The 19,376-nt window shown below is 33.9% G+C and carries 21 protein-coding genes and 1 pseudogene; 15 read left to right on the top strand and 7 right to left on the bottom strand.

Features of this window, described 5'->3' with window-relative positions; translation table 11 throughout:
- Window positions 1-131: 131 nt before the first annotated feature.
- The 4 genes from EKL95_RS08940 to EKL95_RS08955 form a co-directional block, all read right to left on the bottom strand.
- Complete coding sequence (locus tag EKL95_RS08940; protein WP_126563998.1) at window positions 132-2,345, bottom strand: TonB-dependent receptor; 2,214 nt, start codon at window positions 2,343-2,345, stop codon at window positions 132-134.
- A 6-nt stretch (window positions 2,346-2,351) separates the two neighbouring features.
- Entirely contained in the window at window positions 2,352-3,647 is a 1,296-nt protein-coding gene (locus EKL95_RS08945; RefSeq protein ID WP_126563999.1) for a tetratricopeptide repeat protein, read from the bottom strand.
- A 123-nt stretch (window positions 3,648-3,770) separates the two neighbouring features.
- Window positions 3,771-4,325 (bottom strand): DUF4331 family protein, encoded by a 555-nt coding sequence (locus tag EKL95_RS08950; RefSeq protein ID WP_126562002.1) that lies wholly within the window; start codon window positions 4,323-4,325, stop codon window positions 3,771-3,773.
- A gap of 64 nt (window positions 4,326-4,389) precedes the next feature.
- Window positions 4,390-5,043: a DUF4331 family protein gene (locus EKL95_RS08955; RefSeq protein ID WP_126462256.1), complete on the bottom strand. Its 654-nt coding sequence runs from the start codon at window positions 5,041-5,043 to the stop codon at window positions 4,390-4,392.
- Window positions 5,044-5,277: 234 nt separating this feature from the next.
- Here EKL95_RS08955 and EKL95_RS08960 point away from each other — a divergent pair, with 234 nt between their 5' ends.
- The 3 genes from EKL95_RS08960 (at window position 5,278) to EKL95_RS08970 (ending at window position 7,827) form a co-directional block, all read left to right on the top strand.
- Window positions 5,278-5,808, top strand: a complete 531-nt coding sequence (locus EKL95_RS08960) for an RNA polymerase sigma factor (RefSeq protein WP_126462259.1) — start codon at window positions 5,278-5,280, stop codon at window positions 5,806-5,808.
- Entirely contained in the window at window positions 5,808-6,593 is a 786-nt protein-coding gene (locus tag EKL95_RS08965) for an anti-sigma factor domain-containing protein (RefSeq protein WP_126462262.1), read from the top strand. The genes EKL95_RS08960 and EKL95_RS08965 overlap by 1 nt, the downstream gene beginning before the upstream one ends.
- A gap of 493 nt (window positions 6,594-7,086) precedes the next feature.
- A complete protein-coding gene (locus tag EKL95_RS08970; protein WP_126564000.1) occupies window positions 7,087-7,827 on the top strand; it encodes a class I SAM-dependent DNA methyltransferase in 741 nt (246 codons plus the stop codon).
- Between the two features lie 53 nt (window positions 7,828-7,880).
- Here the strand turns inward: EKL95_RS08970 and EKL95_RS08975 are convergent, their stop codons facing one another.
- Window positions 7,881-8,231: a 4Fe-4S dicluster domain-containing protein gene (locus tag EKL95_RS08975; protein ID WP_126454541.1), complete on the bottom strand. Its 351-nt coding sequence runs from the start codon at window positions 8,229-8,231 to the stop codon at window positions 7,881-7,883.
- A 136-nt stretch (window positions 8,232-8,367) separates the two neighbouring features.
- Between EKL95_RS08975 and EKL95_RS08980 the strand changes: the two genes are divergently transcribed.
- The 5 genes from EKL95_RS08980 to EKL95_RS09000 all read left to right on the top strand — a co-directional run bounded on the left by EKL95_RS08980 (window position 8,368) and on the right by EKL95_RS09000 (window position 12,543).
- A complete protein-coding gene (locus tag EKL95_RS08980; RefSeq protein ID WP_126462269.1) occupies window positions 8,368-9,426 on the top strand; it encodes an acyl-CoA reductase in 1,059 nt (352 codons plus the stop codon).
- Window positions 9,427-9,519: 93 nt separating this feature from the next.
- Entirely contained in the window at window positions 9,520-10,590 is a 1,071-nt protein-coding gene (gene serC, locus EKL95_RS08985; RefSeq protein ID WP_126564001.1) for a 3-phosphoserine/phosphohydroxythreonine transaminase, read from the top strand.
- A 113-nt stretch (window positions 10,591-10,703) separates the two neighbouring features.
- Window positions 10,704-11,654 (top strand): D-2-hydroxyacid dehydrogenase, encoded by a 951-nt coding sequence (locus EKL95_RS08990; protein ID WP_126554246.1) that lies wholly within the window; start codon window positions 10,704-10,706, stop codon window positions 11,652-11,654.
- 164 nt (window positions 11,655-11,818) lie between these two features.
- Window positions 11,819-12,208 carry a DUF6146 family protein gene (locus tag EKL95_RS08995; protein ID WP_410503653.1) on the top strand — a complete coding sequence of 130 codons (390 nt, stop codon included), beginning with the start codon at window positions 11,819-11,821 and terminating at the stop codon, window positions 12,206-12,208.
- Between the two features lie 32 nt (window positions 12,209-12,240).
- Window positions 12,241-12,543, top strand: a complete 303-nt coding sequence (locus EKL95_RS09000; protein WP_126454551.1) for a DUF6787 family protein — start codon at window positions 12,241-12,243, stop codon at window positions 12,541-12,543.
- 16 nt (window positions 12,544-12,559) lie between these two features.
- Here EKL95_RS09000 and EKL95_RS09005 read toward each other — a convergent pair whose 3' ends face one another.
- Both EKL95_RS09005 and msrA read right to left on the bottom strand, forming a co-directional pair.
- Window positions 12,560-12,859 (bottom strand): hypothetical protein, encoded by a 300-nt coding sequence (locus EKL95_RS09005; RefSeq protein ID WP_126462282.1) that lies wholly within the window; start codon window positions 12,857-12,859, stop codon window positions 12,560-12,562.
- A gap of 44 nt (window positions 12,860-12,903) precedes the next feature.
- On the bottom strand, window positions 12,904-13,551 hold the full coding sequence (gene msrA, locus EKL95_RS09010) for a peptide-methionine (S)-S-oxide reductase MsrA (RefSeq protein ID WP_126462285.1): 648 nt from the start codon (window positions 13,549-13,551) through the stop codon (window positions 12,904-12,906).
- Between the two features lie 145 nt (window positions 13,552-13,696).
- Here msrA and EKL95_RS09015 point away from each other — a divergent pair, with 145 nt between their 5' ends.
- From EKL95_RS09015 to EKL95_RS09040, 7 genes and pseudogenes are all read left to right on the top strand, one after another.
- Window positions 13,697-14,359, top strand: a complete 663-nt coding sequence (locus EKL95_RS09015) for an ABC transporter ATP-binding protein (protein ID WP_126454557.1) — start codon at window positions 13,697-13,699, stop codon at window positions 14,357-14,359.
- Window positions 14,360-14,496: 137 nt separating this feature from the next.
- A complete protein-coding gene (locus tag EKL95_RS09020; protein ID WP_126554242.1) occupies window positions 14,497-15,261 on the top strand; it encodes a TIGR02757 family protein in 765 nt (254 codons plus the stop codon).
- Window positions 15,262-15,679: 418 nt separating this feature from the next.
- A pseudogene (locus tag EKL95_RS09025) lies at window positions 15,680-16,059 on the top strand (IS1595 family transposase); the annotation flags it as partial.
- A gap of 249 nt (window positions 16,060-16,308) precedes the next feature.
- Window positions 16,309-16,437 (top strand): hypothetical protein, encoded by a 129-nt coding sequence (locus tag EKL95_RS15300; protein WP_255416239.1) that lies wholly within the window; start codon window positions 16,309-16,311, stop codon window positions 16,435-16,437.
- Window positions 16,430-16,798, top strand: coding sequence for a response regulator transcription factor (locus EKL95_RS09030; RefSeq protein WP_126462291.1), 369 nt, complete (start codon window positions 16,430-16,432; stop codon window positions 16,796-16,798). Before EKL95_RS15300 ends, EKL95_RS09030 begins: the two co-directional genes overlap by 8 nt.
- 32 nt (window positions 16,799-16,830) lie before the next feature.
- Window positions 16,831-17,934: a hypothetical protein gene (locus EKL95_RS09035; protein ID WP_126564003.1), complete on the top strand. Its 1,104-nt coding sequence runs from the start codon at window positions 16,831-16,833 to the stop codon at window positions 17,932-17,934.
- A gap of 2 nt (window positions 17,935-17,936) precedes the next feature.
- The gene (locus tag EKL95_RS09040) at window positions 17,937-19,373 is read left to right on the top strand and encodes a glycosyltransferase family 2 protein (protein ID WP_126462297.1); all 1,437 of its coding nucleotides are present in this window, start codon (window positions 17,937-17,939) and stop codon (window positions 19,371-19,373) included.
- Window positions 19,374-19,376: the final 3 nt, after the last annotated feature.

Here is a 19,376-nt window from a genome sequence, read left to right on the forward strand (position 1 = left end):
TTATAAAATTAGATAAATATTTGTTTTGTCAAAGTAATTTTTTGTTAAACAACAGTTAAAAAAACAAGGAGCCTAACATTATAAAAATGCTAGACTCCCAAACAAATAAACAACAAATCTTACTGTGGTATTTAAAAAGTATACGTTATTTTTCCTTTCATGAAGAAAGGCGTTCCTGGAGTTAAATGAATTTCTTCGACACTTTGTGGTTCATTTTGTAATCTGGATTCAGTGGCAAACTGGGTTTCGTTCCATTCAGTATCAAAAATATTTTCTACTGAAATTCCAAAATTCATATTCTTATATTGATAGTTAACATTCAAATCGGATATAAAATAGCCTTTGGCAACAATCGAATTATCTTCATTTGCCGGGCGATTTTTTAGATACCGATACCGAATTCCTCCCGAAAAACCATTCACTTTTTGGAAACTTAATCCTCCAGTTGTGGTAAAATCCGGTGCTAACGGAATGTAATCCTGCCCTTTGGGCTCATCAATACTTCTGGCATAAGTATAATTAGCATCCGCATCAAAATACAACCAATCGTTCAATTGATACCGCAATCCCAGTTCAGCACCCATGCGTCTTGATTGTCCGCTTGGTTCAACAATTCCAGCATCTCCCACATAAACAAATTCTTGTTCTAAGTACAAATGCCATAAAGCGGCATTGACAATCAATTTTGGAAATGGTTTAAAAATGGTCCCTATATCCGTTCCTATTGCAGTTGGTAGTATTTGTTTCCCATTGTTTTGAACCACCACACGGGCATCATTCGAATGGAAACCCATTCCTGATTTTATAAAAAACTGCAAATTGTTATTTTGTGAATAAATAAAATTCAGTTTTGGAGAAAACTTTACTTTCGATTCGGATGCTGTTTTATAATTTTCCATCAATTTATCCTGATAATTGAATTTGAAATAATCCAATCGAATGGCCGGATTAATTATCAGTTTTCCAAAAGTAAACTCAGAGTTCAAATACGTAAACAAATTAGACTCATCAATATCTCCTAATTGTATATTTTCAAGAACAGTTCTTCTATTCAACGTATGCGAAAGTTCCGTATCAGTTGTGGCATCCGTACGGAAACCCGCTCCAAATTGGAACAAAACATTGGTATCATTCCATTTCGTTTTCTTGTTCAACTCAGCATTCATTCCATAAATATCCCTGTTTTCCTTCTGTTTAATCTGGTCCCCATTGATGGGGTCATTTAGGAAAAAAGTAAAGTTAGAATACAATTCAAATTCATATTTTGAATAAAAAGCATTTGCTTTCAGAAATGTATTTTCGTCAATAGATTTACTCAAACTGGCATTGAAGTTCGTTCTGGATGTATTTCCGCCTTCAGTATCGTCAACAGAGCCAAATCTTGAAATCGTTCCATCATCAATCAGCCGTTGCGGAATTTGGCCTGAAGCATCCCATTTGCTGGAAAAGCGAGAAGCCAAGATTGAAAACTTGCTGTTATCTTTCAAAATAGCCGAATATTTTCCTAATATGTTAATTCGGTTAAAATTTTGGGGAGATTCAAACGGACCGTCTGTCAGGATATACTCTGTGGCAATATAAGCACTTTGTGTTTTTTGATTCCCTAAAAGGTTAAAAAGCCCAACTGTTCTTAAGGTATTGAATTGTCCGACTTCGATACCAATACTGCTTTTTTCGATTTTGTCTTTAGTTTGGAAAGCAACGTATCCCGCCGTAGCAAAATCCCCTTTGTTGGCATAATACGTTCCTTTTCCAAAATCTATTTTTTCTACTGTTTCCGGAATTACAAAATGCAAATCGGCATAGCCTTGACCGTGAGCGTGAGACACCATATTTACCGGCATTCCGTCTACTGAAATGGCAATGTCTGTGCCGTGATCAATATCAAAACCTCTTAAAAATATTTGCTCTGCTTTTCCCCCACCGGCATGTTGTCCGATAAATAATCCCGGAACTTTTCGAAGAATTTCCTGCGACGAATTTACAGGAGTGGTTTCTAAATCTATTTTTGAAATGACATTCATCGCCGAAAGTTTTGGTTGGATAACAATTTCATTCAATCTAAAAATATCATCTTCCATCACAATTACCTCCTCGGAAAAATTCAGGATGAAATTTGTTTTTTTATACCCTAAAGCAGTTATTTTGATTACATCTCCCAAAATCGTTTTATCCAAACTAAACAATCCAAATTCATTAGTGTGGGCATGACTTTCAGAATTTGTATTGACTAAATAGGCATTTTCAATTGGATTTCCATCACGATCCAAAATTTTTCCCTTTTGAATTTGGGCGTAAGAAGACAGCCCAAAAAGGGATATCAATACTAAAACAATATTTTTCATAATGAATTATAATTGGTTTACCTTTTTCTCAAAGTTAGGCCCCAATTCATACAAACTAGACAGTAATTCGTCCTTGATAGGTTTGGTTTTGAGTGGTAAATTATTCGATTTATAAATCATCGCTAAATGGTATTGAATCTTTGGCTCAAAGGATTTCCCTGCTACATGAAGCTGAGCAATTTCTAAAGCCTTTTTATTATCGCCTACATTTAAGTACGCCCAGGCCAATAAATCATAAGAATCAGCAGTGGGCCTGTGTGCTACTTCAATCTTAGCAATTTCTATTGCTTTTTGCGCCATTTTTTTGTCCTCAGCATAAATCAAAGCATTGTATTTGTTGTACATTGCACCATAATTATTTTTCTCCATCATCGAAAAATAAGCGTTTCTATTTTTTATTTCTTCACTTTTATTTCCATCAAATTGAGCAATTTGAGATTTTAATAAATAAAAATCTGGGGTGTTGTGTGTGGTGGCAATAGCATCAATAATTCGATTCGCCTCTTCAGTATTTCTTTCTTTCGAAAAAACAATCCAGGCAATTCCTTTTAGAGCATAGGAATAATTAGGATCTAGTGCTACTGTTTTTAAGAAACTGTCATACGAATCCTGAATTCTGCCAGCGTGACCATAAAAATCACCTAAGTTCGAATAGGACCAAATTTTAAGCACTTTATTATCTTCTTTTTCAGCAATATCTCTGGCTTTTTCCATAAAAGTAATAGCTGTTTCAAGATCGCCTTTGTGATCGTTCCACTTTGCCAGACGAATTAAATAATCAAAATCAGTCATGTCTCGAATAGCATTCAAATTTTTGACTGCTTCCGGATAATTCCCAAGTTCCATTTGAACGTCGAAAAGTAATTTTTGAGTTTCTTTTTTTCCTTCACCTATAGCTAATGCTTTATTAGCTAATACCAACGCTTCTTTAAAACGATGCTGAGAGATATAATTTCTTGCTAAAGATCGAACCGTTGACACTCTGGAATAATCGTAGGCTTCGTTCGATTGTATTAATAATTCTTCCGTTTTATATAGGTTTTTAATATCGCCTGTATATTCAAAAAGGGTACTGTAATTAGCCGCTATCTGACTTAAATAACTAATTTGATTGGGTGCTGCATCGAATTTTTTTTGCCAAAAATCAATTTCATTCTGAGCAAAAGTCACTGATTTATTATCTTTTAAACCCAGATATTTCGTGTAATCATCTGCATTTGTAATTTGTTCTGATTTAGTCTCGCAACCGAATATTAATAGGATTGTGAAAACCAAAAATGGAATTATTTTTAAAGTTTTCATACTCTAATTATTTTGTTTGTTTGTTTGTTTGTTTGTTTGTTTGTTTGTTTGTTTGTTTGTTTTAAAAATAAAAAAACAGAGCGAAGATTATTAAATAAAGCGCTCTGTTTTTTTAAGAAAATACTACCAAGCAGAAGCTAGGTAAGGGAAAGTTGTGCTAAATGTTTTATCATTTGAATTCACATTATCTTTAGTAAGCCCTGGATTTGAAGTACCCGCTGATCCACCAAAAACCAATAATAATTCCACATCGATTACATCATCAGCCAAAGCTCTTCCTGTCAAAATATTAGTCCCATCAAAGAAAGTTGTTTTTGCTGTTTTAGAAACTCCTAATACATCCGTAGCTAAAAGACCGGTAAACTGAGCAGCCGTTTGTCCTAATGCATTAGTAGTATACCCTGGATTCAAGGCCATTAATCTAGATTGAAAAACAGATTGATATTTAGCACCCATTGCTGAAGGAATGGTACCGTTAAATTCATCTTTAGGAGATCCTGAAGCAATAAATACAGTGTTTATTGCCGGTCTAGCCATTTGATCTTGCTGTACAAAAGTACCTGTGAAATTAATACTTGGTTCAGAAACAGAATCTGAATCATTATTATCACAATTTACTGAAACAACTGCAGTTATTAATGCGATTGTTATAATTTTGAATTTATTTGTTTTACTCATGACGTTTGTATTTAGTTATTTTAAAAATCGTAGATTCCGATTTCATACTTTAAAATTAAAATAGTTATTGTTTTTTCTTGGTTTCTGCCCAAACATTTACTGTTCCTGAAGTACCTAGCATTGCTTTAGGAACTTCTACAACTACTGAAAGCACATTAGTCCCTGCAAAAGTATCTGTTCCAGGATTCTTGAATCCAGTTGCTGTACCAGCAAGAATAGCTTTAAATTGACCTAAGTCAAAAAAGAAGGGATCGTCTCTTGGTCCTGCAAAAAATTTCATTCCATTATTCTCGGCAGTTAGTGCCGCAGCTCCATAAGAAGATATGGTAACACTTCCTGAGGCAGCAGCCGTTTTAATCGTGCTTGAAGTTCCTGGAGTACCTGGAGCTACCGGACCAAAGAAATACATCTTGTCATCTCTTTTGATAGCTTGGATCACTAAATCCTCAACATTGTCACCATTGTTGTCAATATTAATTTCGATCATTGTGTTTTCATCGAATTTTGCAGCACCAGTTGCATTTGGACTTAACAAGCCTTGTGTATTTACAGCAAAAACTAAATTATTAGTGTCTTGCCCTTGAAAAGCGTACACGTCAGTAATATCATTTGCACCACCCGATGCTGTAGCAGGAGCATCAATGTGATCCGCAGCTACTAAAATTAAGCCTGAAACCGCCACTAGCGAAAGACCTAAAATCATTTTTGATTTTTTCATTTTATTATAAATTTAAAAGGTTATACAAGCATTTACGGGATTGTACTTGATTTGGTTTTTTTTAACCCTAAAAAAAAAATAGACTTTTATTTAAGTTGCTTACAATCAATATTTTAAATACTTAAATAAAATTAAATTATTTTAAAAATTATTTTTTTTGGTATTACTAATCATAAAAAAGGTCAATTGTAAAGTAAGATTGTATAAATTTGTAAGAGATAAATAAAAAATAGTATGAGCCAAGAAGAATTGTTAGTCTTAATTTACAAGAAAGATGAAAGGGCATTTACACATCTATATGATATGTATTCGAAAAGCTTATTTTCCGTGATCAATGTTCTCGTAAAAAACAGAGAAGAAGCTGAAGATGTACTTCAGGATGTATTTGTCAAAATCTGGAAAAACATTGATTCCTATCACGAAAGTAAAGGTCGGTTCTACACATGGATTCTAAATATTGCCAGAAATACCTCTATTGATAAATTACGTTCTAAAAATTTTAATAACAGTCAAAAAAACCTTTCTTCAGATAATTTCGTAAATCATTTTGAAGACAGCAACAAACTGTCTGACAAAGTGGATACAATAGGGTTGCAGGAATTTGTAAAAAGACTGAAACCAAAATGTATTCAAATAATAGATTTACTTTTTTTTAAAGGTTACACCCAGCAGGAAGCTTCGGATGAGTTGGCAATACCTTTAGGAACTGTAAAAACACAAAATAGAAATTGTATTAATGACCTACGAAATTATTTGAAAGTATAATGGAAACAAAAGAATATATTGAATCAGGAATTCTGGAGCTTTACGTTTACGGTTTACTGAGTGAACCCGAAAACGAAGAAGTTACCACTATGGCGAAAAACAGTCCGGAAATAAATGCAGAAATTATTGCTATTGAGAAAGCGATTATTGCTATATCATCCAGCTTTTCACCCTTTCATTCTGTAGCTAATTTCGAAAAAATAAAAGAAAAGCTAGAACTTAAACATGCTCAAGTCATACCATTACAACCTACTAACAATAGAGCTCAGTACATTGGTTGGGCTGCAGCTATACTATTATTAGTTGGTATTGGGTACCAATACAATCAACTGGATCAGACCAATACACAAGTTGCTACTACAGCAATTGAGAAAGCTAAATTAGAAAAAGAATTTAATGTCTTAAAATTAAAAAATACAACAATTGAAACGAGTTTAGCCGTTGTAAGGGATACTAAAAATACAGTCGTAGCTCTTGGAGGGCAAACTGTAGCTCCGGAATCCTTTGCAAAAGTATACTGGAATCAAGACACCAAAGTGGTTTATATTGATGCTGCAGGCTTGCCAGAACCGCCAGAAGGAATGGTATATCAGGTTTGGGCGTTAAAATTAAGTCCGCTGACTCCTACCAGCATTGGATTATTAGAAGATTTTGATGTAAATGAACAAAAATTATTTGCAGTAAATAATGCTAATGAAGCGGAAGCCTTTGGAATTACATTAGAACCCGCAGGCGGAAGTTTGACTCCTACAATGGAACAATTATACACCTTAGGAAAAGTATAACTAATTCCTTTTTTGGATCAATATAAATAGGCTATCTCAAAAGGACAGCCTATTTATATATTCAAATTAACAGAATAAGCATTCTATTTTTACGATTTTCTGGTTTTTAATCCATACTATGTAATTTCAAAAACCTGTTTTTAAAGCCTTTCATCAAAAGCAAATAAAGCTTTAGCCTTCTTCAAGACAAGACTTAGTGCCGCTAGGCCATCTATTTGACGAAGTAATTGAAGTGAGTATACATCAAATTATCCTCAAAGCACAACCAAATCCGAAAAACAAGAAGTTATTCCGGGAGAAAGAAATTCCTATTCCATCGCTGCTTTTTACTTTTTATCAAACTCACCTCCTTGAGAGTGAAATAGATCTTTGGAAATCATAGGTTTTCCCAATTCGAAATACAAACAATAGTGACTGGTTTATTTTTAATTTGAGACAACCCTTTTTTTATATCATTTATTCTCCCTAAATTTAGTCTTTAAAACACCTTATCATGGCAAATCTTTATGATGGAAAAATGGCCTCAATTTTTGATGCCATGTACCAAACCTTTATTGATTATGATGCAGAATATCAATTCTATACCAATTTAATTAAGGAACACGAGTGCAAAACAGTTTTGGAAATTGGCAGTGGAACAGGCAATCTAGCCAAACGGTTTTTACAAAATTACATCGATTATATTGGTTTGGATTACAGCCAAAGTATGATTGCAATTGCCAAAAAAAGAAATGAAAATGGGATTTTTATTCTGGGAGACATGAGGGATTTTAAACTACAAAAACCTGTTGATTCCATATTAATTACGGGACGCTCTACCAGTTATTTGATAACAAATCAAGATCTAAATAATACGTTCTGTTCTATTTATAAAAACCTGAGTAAAGAGGGAATTCTCATTTTTGACTTTATAGATGCTAATAGATTTATCCCTTTTATTAAAGAAAATCCTGTAACACTTCACGAAGCTACCTACCAAGGAATAGACTACTATCGCAACAGCAAGTGGAGAACAACTGCCTTAGAAAATTTCATGCTGGATTGGACAGCACTTTATTACACCATGAAAAATGATAAAAAAGAAATAATTGCCGATAATTTTTCTACCGTTCGTGTTTTTACCTTAAACGAAATACAACTATTTTTATATTTAAATGACTTTGAAATCATTCAAACCATCGATAGAAAAACCTACGCTTACGATACGTATGTTATTGTTGCACGAAAAAAATAGAAAAAAAAATCCCGAGCATCAGACTCAGGATTTATATAATACAAAATTATTTGCTATTCGTTGTGTAAAAACGCTTGTCTGTTCAGTAAAGTCTCTTCGCTTTCTACATGATTGTCATCCGGAATACAGCAATCTACCGGGCATACGGCCGCACATTGTGGCTCATCGTGAAATCCTTTACACTCCGTACATTTTCCGGGTACAATATAATACACTTCGTCAGAAATTGGAGTTTGAGCTTCATCGGAATCTACTTCGGACCCATCAGGCAAAATCACTTTCCCTTTCAGTTTTGTTCCGTCTTTGTATCTCCAATCGTCTGCTCCTTCATATATTGCGGTATTTGGACACTCGGGCTCACAAGCACCACAATTGATACATTCGTCTGTTATAATAATTGCCATCTTTTTATTGTTTTAAAGTCAAAATATCGAAGGTAAAATATCAAATGTTCTTTTGACATTAGGACTTTTGACTTTCGACATAATTATGCTTATTTTTGTGCAAAATTACAATCAAAACTATTCATAAGCAAACATTATGACATTAGAAACAAAAAAAAGTGTTTTTGTTGAATTAGGGAAATTTTTAAGTCAGTTTTCCGAAAACAACACGTTAAAAAATCCGACTGTTTTGCACAACGAAGCGTTTTTTGATGCTTTTGTTGACTTGATACAATTATCGCAATCGCATAATGGCTGGTACACCCCAGAAAACGTCTATTTCTCGATACATTCTTGGGCAGAAGCTCTGACAGAAAAGAACTTAAACCAATGGCTTTCCAGTTATACTATTCCAATACAAGAATCTAAAAACATCGCCTTAATTCTTGCCGGAAATATTCCGTTGGTGGGTTTTCACGATTTTCTATCGGTTCTAATTACAGGAAATAATGTGTTGGTTAAAACATCGTCAAATGACCAGCATTTATTACCTTTTTTAGCTAAATACATCATTGCAGTACAACCAGGATTAGCTAAGAATATTACCTTTGTAGATGGAAAATTAGAGAATTTTGATGCCGTTATTGCCACAGGAAGCAACAACACAGCCCGTTATTTTGAATATTATTTTAAAGACAAACCGTCTATTATTAGAAAAAGCAGAAATTCAGTAGCGGTTTTAACCGGAAATGAAACCCAAGAACAACTTACTGCTTTAGGCGAAGATATTTTTCGCTATTTCGGATTGGGTTGCCGCAATGTTTCTAAACTTTTTGTACCAAAAGAATATTCGTTTGTCCCGTTTTTTGAAGCCATATTTGTGTACCAAGACGTCATTCATTACGAAAAATATGCTAACAATTACGATTACAATAAGGCGGTTTTTCTGATGAGTAATTTCAAATTACTGGACAATGGATTTCTGACTTTAAAAGAAGATCAAAGTCATGCCTCGCCAATTTCAAGTGTCTTTTATGAGTTTTATGACGACATTAATGAATTAAAAACAAAATTAAAATTAGAAAGTGAGCAAATACAATGTGTTGTAGCGGATAGAACGATTGATGACAATGTGGCTTTTGGACAAACTCAAAATCCCCAATTATGGAATTATGCAGATAATACCGATACTATTTCGTTTTTGTTAACAATATAGCTGAAAAAAGTACAATTATTCCGAATTAATTAACGTTTTTTAAACTCCTATTGTCGAAATTTGCACTTTAATTTTTTGGACATAAACTACACCATGAAAAAACACAACTACAGCGCAGGACCTTGTATTTTACCGCAAGAAGTTTTTGAAAAATCAGCACAAGCTATTTTAAATTTTAATGATTCCGGATTATCCCTTTTAGAAATATCACACAGAAGCAAGGATTTTGTTGCCGTTATGGACGAAGCGAGAACACTGGTTATTGAACTTTTAGGACTTGAAGGCAAAGGCTACAGCGTCTTATTTCTGGCAGGCGGAGCGAGTCTAGAATTTATTATGGCTCCCTATAACTTGATGAAAGAGGGCGGAAAAGCGGCGTATCTTGATTCCGGAACCTGGGCAGCTGGTGCTATAAAAGAAGCTAAGCTTTTTGGTGACACAGTAGTTGTTGCTTCCTCAAAAGACGAAAATTACAATCATATTCCAAAAGGATACGCAGTACCAGCAGATGCTGATTATTTTCACTGCACGAGTAACAACACTATTTTTGGTACACAAATGAAGGAATTCCCGGCATTGGACATGCCAATTGTATGTGACATGAGCTCTGATATATTTTCACGACAATTAGACTTTTCTAAATTTGATTTGATTTATGCCGGAGCCCAAAAAAATATGGGACCAGCAGGAACTACCCTGATTGTTGTAAAAGAAGAAATCTTGGGTAAAAGTGGTAGAATTATCCCAAGCATGTTGGATTATACTAAACATATCAAAGCAGAAAGTATGTACAATACACCCCCTGTTTTTCCGGTTTATGCTTCCTTGTTGACCTTACAATGGTTGAAAAATCTTGGTGGTATTGCCGCTATTGAAAAAATAAACAATGCAAAAGCAGCGTTGATTTACGGAGAAATTGACAGAAACCCATTATTCAAAGGCGCTGCAGCTGTTGAAGATCGTTCGAACATGAATGCTACTTTCTTATTAAATGATGAAGCACATGCTGCCACATTTGATGCAATGTGGAAAGCAGCGGGAATTTCAGGTTTGCCCGGACACCGTTCAGTAGGTGGTTACAGAGCTTCTATGTACAATGCACTCCCGTTAGAAAGTGTTCAAGTATTAGTGGATGTAATGCAGGCTTTGGAAAAAGGAATTTAAAAATTAAAATATTGAATGATTTAAAGATTTGAAAAATCAATTTTTAATCAATCACACATTAAACAACATAGATTGAATCTTTAAATTTTTCAATCTTTAAATATAAAATACAAATGAAAGTATTAGCCAATGACGGAATTTCTAAAAGTGGAATTCTAGCTTTAGAAAAAGGTGGATTTGAAGTAATAACAACAAAAGTAGCACAGGAACAAGTGGCTAATTTTGTAAACGAAAATAATGTAAGTGTGGTCTTGGTACGAAGTGCAACTAAAGTTCGGAAAGATATCATTGACGCTTGCCCAGGGCTGAAAATCATAGGTCGTGGTGGTGTAGGTATGGATAATATTGATGTGGATTATGCTAAAAGCAAAGGGATTCACGTGATTAATACTCCAGCTTCATCCTCAGAATCAGTGGCTGAATTGGTTTTTGCACATTTATTTTCCGGCGTTCGTTTCTTGCATGATTCGAACAGAAATATGCCGCTTGAAGGAGATACCAACTTTGATGGTTTGAAGAAAGCTTATGCGAACGGAATTGAACTAAGAGGAAAAACACTGGGAATTGTTGGAATTGGCCGTATTGGTCAGGCTACCGCTAAAATGGCGTTAGGACTAGGAATGAAAGTGATTGCTGCCGATAGTTTTATCCCGCAAGTAGATGTTAAAGTCGAATTTTTTGACGGACAATCCATCACGACCACAATCGTTTCTCAATCATTAGAATCTTTATTCAAAGAAGCTGATTTCATTACGTTACACGTTCCTGCACAAGATGGTTACATCATTGGAGAGGCAGCACTTGCTATTATGAAAGAGGGTGTAGGAATTGTAAACTGTGCCCGTGGCGGTGTTATTGACGAAGTTGCATTAGTAAAAGCATTAGACAGCGGAAAAGTATTATTTGCAGGATTAGACGTTTTTGAAAATGAACCAACTCCTGAAATGGCTATTTTGATGCATCATAAAATCTCGTTGACTCCACATATTGGAGCGGCAACAGGAGAAGCACAAGATAGAATTGGGACTGAATTAGCTTCCCAAATTATTAGTATATTAGGTTAGTGTTTTTCAAATTAAATATTTAATGAGAGGCTGTTTGTATCAAACAGCCTCTTTTTTTGTTTAAAATCCTACCAATCAATGATTTGTTTTTCGTAACTTTATAATTCAATTTTTTATCATGAAAAAAAGTTACTGCATCATTATCGTCATTTTTTTGTGTGATTTTGGGCTGCACATCTTCTAAAACTGCATTTCCAAGTACTGAAAAATCTGTTGCCGCTCAAGGCGACACGGTTCGTATTGCAAATGAGGAACTGGAATACGAGGTGATAATTATTGATCCCGGTTTTAGCATGTGGCTTAACTCAAGGGCATTTCCAAGAAATTATCATTCCCAACCCTTTTTGGAAAGCAAAAACCAACTTTATGTGATGGAATGGAACAGTCGGGTATTGCAACCACAACGCTATGATCCCAATTTGTATGAATTGACAATCAATTATGACCTTAACATTGATTATGGGTATGAAGTAAATTATTTGATCTACAATTATATGATTTATTTTCAAAACACGCATAAACAAAAATTCTTTGGTTTTGTCCCCATCAGATAATGTCACTATCTTTGTATTGATTATAAATAAAAATGAACAAACTGAAACAGCGTTGGGGGATTGAAACTAATTTCCAACTTACCCTTATATTTATTGTTTTTGCAATAACCGGATCAGCATCGGCATGGTTGTCCGAACCTTTTTGTATTTGGCTGGGAATTACTTCCGAAGAATTAGGGCATTGGTTTACTCCTGTTCGGTTAGTTCTAATTTTCCCCATCTATCAAGTATTATTAGTGTTAATAGGCTTTTTGTTCGGACAGTTCAAATTCTTTTGGACTTTCGAAAAAAAGATGCTTAAACGCATGGGATTAGAATTTATTTTTAAGAAATAACTAAAAACGCCTCGAATTACGAGGCGTTTTTGTTTTTAATTACATACTTGTAAATCCAAGTTAAGGTAAAGGTGGGAATAAAATCCGAAAACGGTAAAATTTCTTCCAGAAAAGTAATCACTCCTCCTACCCGTCCAATTGTTCCTTTATACATCCATGTCATCAAAAAACCGGCTAGAGGAGCCCAAATTACATCTGAAAACTCCCCTATAAAAGGAACAACGAACGAAAGCATACCGATGGCATCAAACAGAATTCCTAAAAAGAGATTTCTGGTCTTGCTACTTTCTGCGCTAACGGACACCTGTTCTGTCATAGAATTTTGATTTTATTTTGGAATGCGTACAAATCTAGTGCCAATTATTTTTTGAGTTTATCCTGATATATTTTTTTTAATTTATCAATTTTGGGTGTGATCACATAACTGCAATATCCTTGTGTTTTGTTCTGATTGTAGTAGTTTTGATGGTAATCCTCCGCTACATAAAACTTCGTTGCTGATGAAATTTTAGTAACAATTGGTTTTCCAAATGTGTTCTCAGTAGTCATCAAAGCCATATAATCCTCGGATAACTGTTTCTGGAAAGGATTGTGGTAAAAAATTTCACTTCGGTATTGCGTCCCAATATCATTCCCCTGACGGTTCAAGGTTGTAGGATCATGTGTGGCAAAGAATATTTCCAATAGCTCTCCAAAACTTATTTTATTAGGATCAAACGTAATTTCAATCGCTTCGGCATGACCAGTGTCACCAGTACCTATTTGCTGATATGTAGGATTTACTGTGTTTCCGCCTATATATCCTGAAACTACCTTGCTCACGCCGTCTAGTTGTAAAAAAACTGCTTCGGTACACCAGAAACAACCTCCCGCAAAGGTTGCAACTTCCATTTTGTTTTGTATTTCCATATTTTTTGTTTCTATACTTTTAGGCAAAGTACTATTTTTTTCTTTTGCACAAAATGAAAAAGGCAATAGTGCTAAAAAAATCCCAATTATTTTATTCATAACCTATGATTTAAGATCAAATTTATTCATTAAATCGTTGTGAATATCCACTCTTAACTAAAGTTTATAGTTTGTCAAAGGAAAATAAACGGTGTTCCAATTCATAATCATGAAAATCTTTGTTTCTTTGTAAAAATAGATTATAATGATACAAGCCAAAAATTTACATAAATATTACGATCAACTCCATGTGTTGAAAGGAGTTGATTTACATATTCAAAAAGGAGAGATTGTCTCTATCGTTGGTGCTTCAGGAGCCGGAAAAACAACACTTTTACAAATCCTTGGTACTTTAGACAAGCCAAGCCTTGAAAACGGAATTGAATTGCGCATCAACAATGAGGACATTCTGACGATGAATGACAAAAACTTATCCAAATTCAGAAACTTAAATTTAGGTTTTATATTCCAATTTCACCAATTGTTACCAGAATTTAGCGCATTAGAAAATGTGTGCATTCCTGCTTTCATTGCTAATAAGCCCAAAGTTGAAACGGAAATTGAAGCTAAAAAACTACTGACTTATCTTGGTCTTTCCCATAGAATGAATCACAAACCCAACGAGCTTTCCGGCGGCGAACAGCAACGTGTGGCGGTGGCCAGAGCGCTTATTAATAAACCTGCTATCATTTTTGCTGATGAGCCTTCCGGGAATCTAGACACGGCTTCTGCTGAAAACTTGCATCAATTATTTTTCAAACTGCGTGATGAATTGGGACAAACGTTTGTAATTGTGACACACAACGAGGAATTAGCCAATATGGCCGACAGAAAACTAATAATGGTAGACGGTTTGATTAGTAATTAGGAGCTATTTCCAGCTATACACTCTATCTTTTTATTTTTAAAGAAAAAATAAAAGGATGCCGTTTCTATCTGGGCTATACATTGAAAGAACTAGCTGTACTTCCTAAAACAAATTAGTATCCAAAGTCATCCTCTATAATGAATCCATCAGAACTTAAAGATTTCCTCGACGAAAAAGTCCTACAATACAACACACTCGATTTCATAGAAAGTGATCCGGTACAAATCCCGCATTTGTTTTCACAAAAAGAAGACATTGAAATTGCCGGTTTTCTCAGCGCTACCATTGCTTGGGGAAACCGTAAGATGATTATCAAAAATTCACATCGCATGATGGATTTAATGGGAAATGCACCGTATGATTTTGTCATGTCACATACAGAAAATGATTTGGAACAATTGGAATTGTTTGTACACCGCACTTTCAACGGACAGGATTTTGCTAGTTTCATCAGAAGTTTGCAGCACGTTTATGCCAATCATGGTGGTTTAGAAGTGGTTTTCAGCAAACATCAGGAAACTCATTCGATGCAAAAAAGCATCCATGAATTCAAGAAAATATTTTTTGAAATTCCGCATCCGCACAGGACCCAAAAGCACATCTCCGATCCGCTGAACAATTCAGCAGCAAAGAGAATTAACATGTACCTCAGGTGGATGATTCGTCAAGATAATAAGGGAGTCGATTTAGGAATCTGGAAAAGCATTTCTCCCGCTTCATTATCTTGTCCTTTGGATGTGCATTCCGGTAATGTAGCCCGAAAATTAGGTCTCTTGACACGCAAACAAAATGATGGAAAAGCCTTGTCAGAATTAGATACAAACCTTCGTAAATTAGATGGTATAGATCCTGTTAAATATGATTTTGCTTTGTTTGGACTGGGGGTTTTCGAGGGATTTTAGCAGGGGTAAAAGTTAATTTAATTTTAGGGGATTTTTTTTCTATAATGTAAAATAGTTTACATTAAAATAACCCGAAAATTTCATCTGTCATAAATAGCCTTAGAAAAATCGAACTTAAACTTGATGAAAACCTACTTGCGTATCTTCGCTTAAAATATTTATCCTTTACAATTGTGTTTTTAAAATTCTATTTATTGGATCTTGAAAGCCACCTATTCTTTTGTCTTCTTTTCGATTAAAATGATGGCTCCAAACCAAAAATTTTGACTTTAAAAAAAACAAAAAATTTGTTTGGATAAAAAAGTATTGAGGTCAGTATTAAATTTCATATATTTAAAGTCTATAAAAGACCGATAAAATGGTAATTCCCAAAGGTCAAAACCTTATAGAGTTTGCTGAACGCTTTAATAGTGATTAAATTTGTAGATAATACCTTTTAAAAATAAAATGCTCAGAGAAGTATGTTTGTAGAAACTGTAGTCATACTAAAAGTCAAATTCGCAAAGACTATGCAAGAACCTAAAATATTTGTAATGATACTGAATAAACTATGGCTAATACGCTATTCCATAAAGTGAAATTTGGATTAAGAAAAGCATTTTTCATTTGCTTTGAAATGGCTACAACCACAAAAAGTCTTTCTGCATCTCAAATGGCTGTTCAATTTGGAGTTCAAAAAAAAATAGCAAGAATGTTTATGTAAAAAGTTCGAGAAGCAATGAAATCAAGTAAAAATTTTCCATGAAAGGGATTATAAATGTAGATGAATCCGTTGTTGGTGGTTTGGAGAAAGGCAGATAATATTTGTCATAAAGAAATAATATGCGGTTAGATACCGACCTCAAGAAACTAATTCATTAAAAATAAAAACTATTCAATATGCGATTGCGTATATAAGTAATAGGAACGATATGTTGTTGCTTATTATAATGTCAAACCTATAATAAAGACTGAGGTTGAGTTAAAAACAAATACAACATTATTTTAATCTCATTACTTAATTAAATATTAATAATAATTTTAATTTAGATTTTCCAAATATAATCCATGAAACAAAAATTTATAACAGTACAAAAACTAAATAAAATGGACGAACTTATACTGTTTTTCCCCTTAAAAATAAAAGACAAAAACCGTACTTTATTCCCAAAATTAAAAGCAGTAGACAATGAGTGATTTGAAAAAAATCGTCTTGGCTGAAGATAATTCTATTTTTTTATTATTATTAAAGTTTCGATTGGAAAAAGAGGGCTATAAAATCCTGACAGCTGTAAATGGAAAAGAAGCACTTGAAATAATAGAAGAACACAATCCTGACTTAATTTTGACTGATATCATGATGCCTTTTATTAGTGGTTTAGAAGTTATCAGCTATGTAAGAAATAAATTGAACCTACAAATCCCAATCATCGTTTTTTCATCGGCGGGACAAGAGGAAATTGTTCTTAAAGCATTTGATTTAGGCGCTACTGATTTTATGAGTAAGCCTTTAAGTCCTAACGAACTAGTGATTAGAGTAAAAAGATTATTGCGCTAACAAGTCCCTATAAAGAACCCTGGGGTTGCTATATGAATACAAATTATTACTTACTTGACTATTTCAATGGGTCACCACTTATCATTCAAGTGGCATGGATGATAAGTGGTCTTTTTATTCTTATTCTTCTTCCTCTAATACTATACTTGAAATATTTGAGAAGCCATCTGAGAAAAAAAGAACGGATTACGGCTGAATATGAAAGCAAATATGAAACGCTTCTAATCCGATATCTATATTCTGGAGATGAAGAACAAGAGATCAGTCCGGAACAGCAAGTGATAATAGATGAATTAAAAGACTCTCTAACGGATCTATTCAAACGAAAAATTTTAATTGCTGTTTTGCTAAAGTTAAAAAATGAGGTTTCAGGAGAAATTGATGAATCTATTCAAAAACTCTATTTTCAAACTGGTCTTATCAACTACACTTTATCGCGATTAAAGCATAAAAAATGGTATATTATTGCCAAAGTAATCCGGGAATTAAAGCAATTTAAGGTAAAGGAAGCACATGATGAAGTGATTGTTCACATAAACCATCCCCGAAGAGAGGTTCGAAAAGAAATGCAATTGTATATGGTCAATTTATTTTATTTTGAAGGACTGAATTTTTTAGACATTTTAGAAACACAACTGTCTGAATGGGATCAGATTCAATTATTAGAAGTCCTACAAAGACTGGAAAATCAGAATATCTCTAATATTAAATCCTGGTTGGGTTCCCCTAATGATTCAGTAGTCATATTTTCTTTGAAACTAGCAAAAACGTACAATCAGTTTGAAGCAAAAGAGGAACTAATCCATTTGTTGTACCACATTAATAAAAAAATAAGACTAGAGTCCATTCAAGTATTGAGTTATTTAAATGCCTCAGAAGCCAAAGAAATTTTGAAAATCAATATAGAGCAACGCAGTCCGGAGGAACAAATTGCTTTTTTTAAAATGATGGAAAATTTATATGAAACCAGTGACGAATTGTTTCTGATGCAATACATACATTATACAATTTTTGAAATTAAGGTTTCCTCATTAAAAATTTTAAAAATCCTTAATACCGAAAAATTTAATCTGCTTAAATTAGAATCTTCTGATCCACAATTTTTGAAAATTGTTAATTTTATTGAAAACAATTAAGTATGGGAAACAGTACTGAACAAATTATATTTGAAACAATCCATTATTTGTTTTTTATTTATAGCATGACGGCTATAGTGTCTTATCTCATACTTGCCGCCATTTCTGCTGTAGAAACAATAGAATACAAACGAAAAAACAGTTTTGTGAATTACATAGAAATATTATCTTCAAATAGCTCCCCTTCCATTTCAATTATAGCTCCAGCCTATAATGAAAGTTTAAATATCGTTGAAAACGTACGCTCTTTATTGTCAAACCACTACGTAAATTATGATGTAATTATAGTAAATGACGGTAGCAAAGATGACAGCTTAGAAAAACTCATTCTGGTGTATGAACTAGTGCCCGTATCCTTGCTTATTAACGAACAAATCCCAACCAGACCGCTCAGAAAAGGAATTTACAAATCAACAAATCCTGCATTTGAAAAATTAATTGTTGTTGACAAAGAAAACGGAGGAAAAGCAGATGCTTTGAATATGGGCCTTAATATAAGCAACAGTAAGTATGTTGCCTGCATAGACGTCGATTGTTTATTGCTTGAAGATTCACTCCAAAAAATGATTAAACCCTTTCTTGAAACTACTGACAGAAGAGTTATTGCTGCTGGAGGAGTCATTAGAATTTCGAATTCCTGCATTGTCAAAGAAGGCAAGTTGCAAGATATCAATTTTCCTAAAAAATTACTAGAGCAAGGCCAGATCCTAGAATACATTCGTGCTTTTTTATTAGGAAGAATGGCCTGGAGCAGACTTAATGGGTTGTTAGTGATTTCCGGCGCTTTTGGCTTGTTTGACAAAAAAATTGCGATCAGGGTAGGCGGTTATGACATCCGTACGGTAGGAGAAGACATGGAACTTGTAGTACGAATGAGAGGCTACATGGAAGAACAGAAAAAAAAATACAAAGTTGCCTATATTCCTGATCCGCTGTGTTGGACGGAAGCACCTGATAATTATAAAACATTTATTTCACAAAGAAACAGATGGACTCGCGGAACTATTGAAACTTTGAGAAGACATCGAAAAGTTGGATTTAATCCAAAATACAAGGCGCTGGGAATGCTGAGTTATCCCTATTGGTTTTTTTTCGAAAGAATGGCTCCTATCATAGAAGTGGCAGGTCTGCTCTATTTTGGAATTCTTATTGTGTTTAATCAAGTACGCTGGGATTATTCTCTTGCCTTTTTACTTTTAGCCTATTTATTTACCGTTTTCTTTTCTTTAATATCCTTAATTACAGAAGAACTCACCTATCATCAGTATAAAAAGAAAGGAACAGGCGTTCACTTATTGCTAATTGCTTTTTTAGAACCATTTGTCAATCATCCCTTTATTTTATATGCAGCGATTCAAGGGAATAGCGATTACTATTTTAATAAAAAGAAAAAATGGGGAGAAATGACCCGAAAAGGAATGACTAAAGCATCTAATTAAACG

Origin of the sequence: Flavobacterium sp. LB2P53, from assembly GCF_003970305.1 — a bacterium.
Taxonomy (GTDB): domain Bacteria; phylum Bacteroidota; class Bacteroidia; order Flavobacteriales; family Flavobacteriaceae; genus Flavobacterium.

Coding starts and splice junctions, on each gene's coding strand:
- EKL95_RS08940 (WP_126563998.1), bottom strand. CDS start 2,345: ATGAAAAATATTGTTTTAGTATTGATATCCCTTTTTGGGCTGTCTTCT.
- EKL95_RS08945 (WP_126563999.1), bottom strand. CDS start 3,647: ATGAAAACTTTAAAAATAATTCCATTTTTGGTTTTCACAATCCTATTA.
- EKL95_RS08950 (WP_126562002.1), bottom strand. CDS start 4,325: ATGAGTAAAACAAATAAATTCAAAATTATAACAATCGCATTAATAACT.
- EKL95_RS08955 (WP_126462256.1), bottom strand. CDS start 5,043: ATGAAAAAATCAAAAATGATTTTAGGTCTTTCGCTAGTGGCGGTTTCA.
- EKL95_RS08960 (WP_126462259.1), top strand. CDS start 5,278: ATGAGCCAAGAAGAATTGTTAGTCTTAATTTACAAGAAAGATGAAAGG.
- EKL95_RS08965 (WP_126462262.1), top strand. CDS start 5,808: ATGGAAACAAAAGAATATATTGAATCAGGAATTCTGGAGCTTTACGTT.
- EKL95_RS08970 (WP_126564000.1), top strand. CDS start 7,087: ATGGCAAATCTTTATGATGGAAAAATGGCCTCAATTTTTGATGCCATG.
- EKL95_RS08975 (WP_126454541.1), bottom strand. CDS start 8,231: ATGGCAATTATTATAACAGACGAATGTATCAATTGTGGTGCTTGTGAG.
- EKL95_RS08980 (WP_126462269.1), top strand. CDS start 8,368: ATGACATTAGAAACAAAAAAAAGTGTTTTTGTTGAATTAGGGAAATTT.
- serC (WP_126564001.1), top strand. CDS start 9,520: ATGAAAAAACACAACTACAGCGCAGGACCTTGTATTTTACCGCAAGAA.
- EKL95_RS08990 (WP_126554246.1), top strand. CDS start 10,704: ATGAAAGTATTAGCCAATGACGGAATTTCTAAAAGTGGAATTCTAGCT.
- EKL95_RS09000 (WP_126454551.1), top strand. CDS start 12,241: ATGAACAAACTGAAACAGCGTTGGGGGATTGAAACTAATTTCCAACTT.
- EKL95_RS09005 (WP_126462282.1), bottom strand. CDS start 12,859: ATGACAGAACAGGTGTCCGTTAGCGCAGAAAGTAGCAAGACCAGAAAT.
- msrA (WP_126462285.1), bottom strand. CDS start 13,551: ATGAATAAAATAATTGGGATTTTTTTAGCACTATTGCCTTTTTCATTT.
- EKL95_RS09015 (WP_126454557.1), top strand. CDS start 13,697: ATGATACAAGCCAAAAATTTACATAAATATTACGATCAACTCCATGTG.
- EKL95_RS09020 (WP_126554242.1), top strand. CDS start 14,497: ATGAATCCATCAGAACTTAAAGATTTCCTCGACGAAAAAGTCCTACAA.
- EKL95_RS15300 (WP_255416239.1), top strand. CDS start 16,309: ATGAAACAAAAATTTATAACAGTACAAAAACTAAATAAAATGGACGAA.
- EKL95_RS09030 (WP_126462291.1), top strand. CDS start 16,430: ATGAGTGATTTGAAAAAAATCGTCTTGGCTGAAGATAATTCTATTTTT.
- EKL95_RS09035 (WP_126564003.1), top strand. CDS start 16,831: ATGAATACAAATTATTACTTACTTGACTATTTCAATGGGTCACCACTT.
- EKL95_RS09040 (WP_126462297.1), top strand. CDS start 17,937: ATGGGAAACAGTACTGAACAAATTATATTTGAAACAATCCATTATTTG.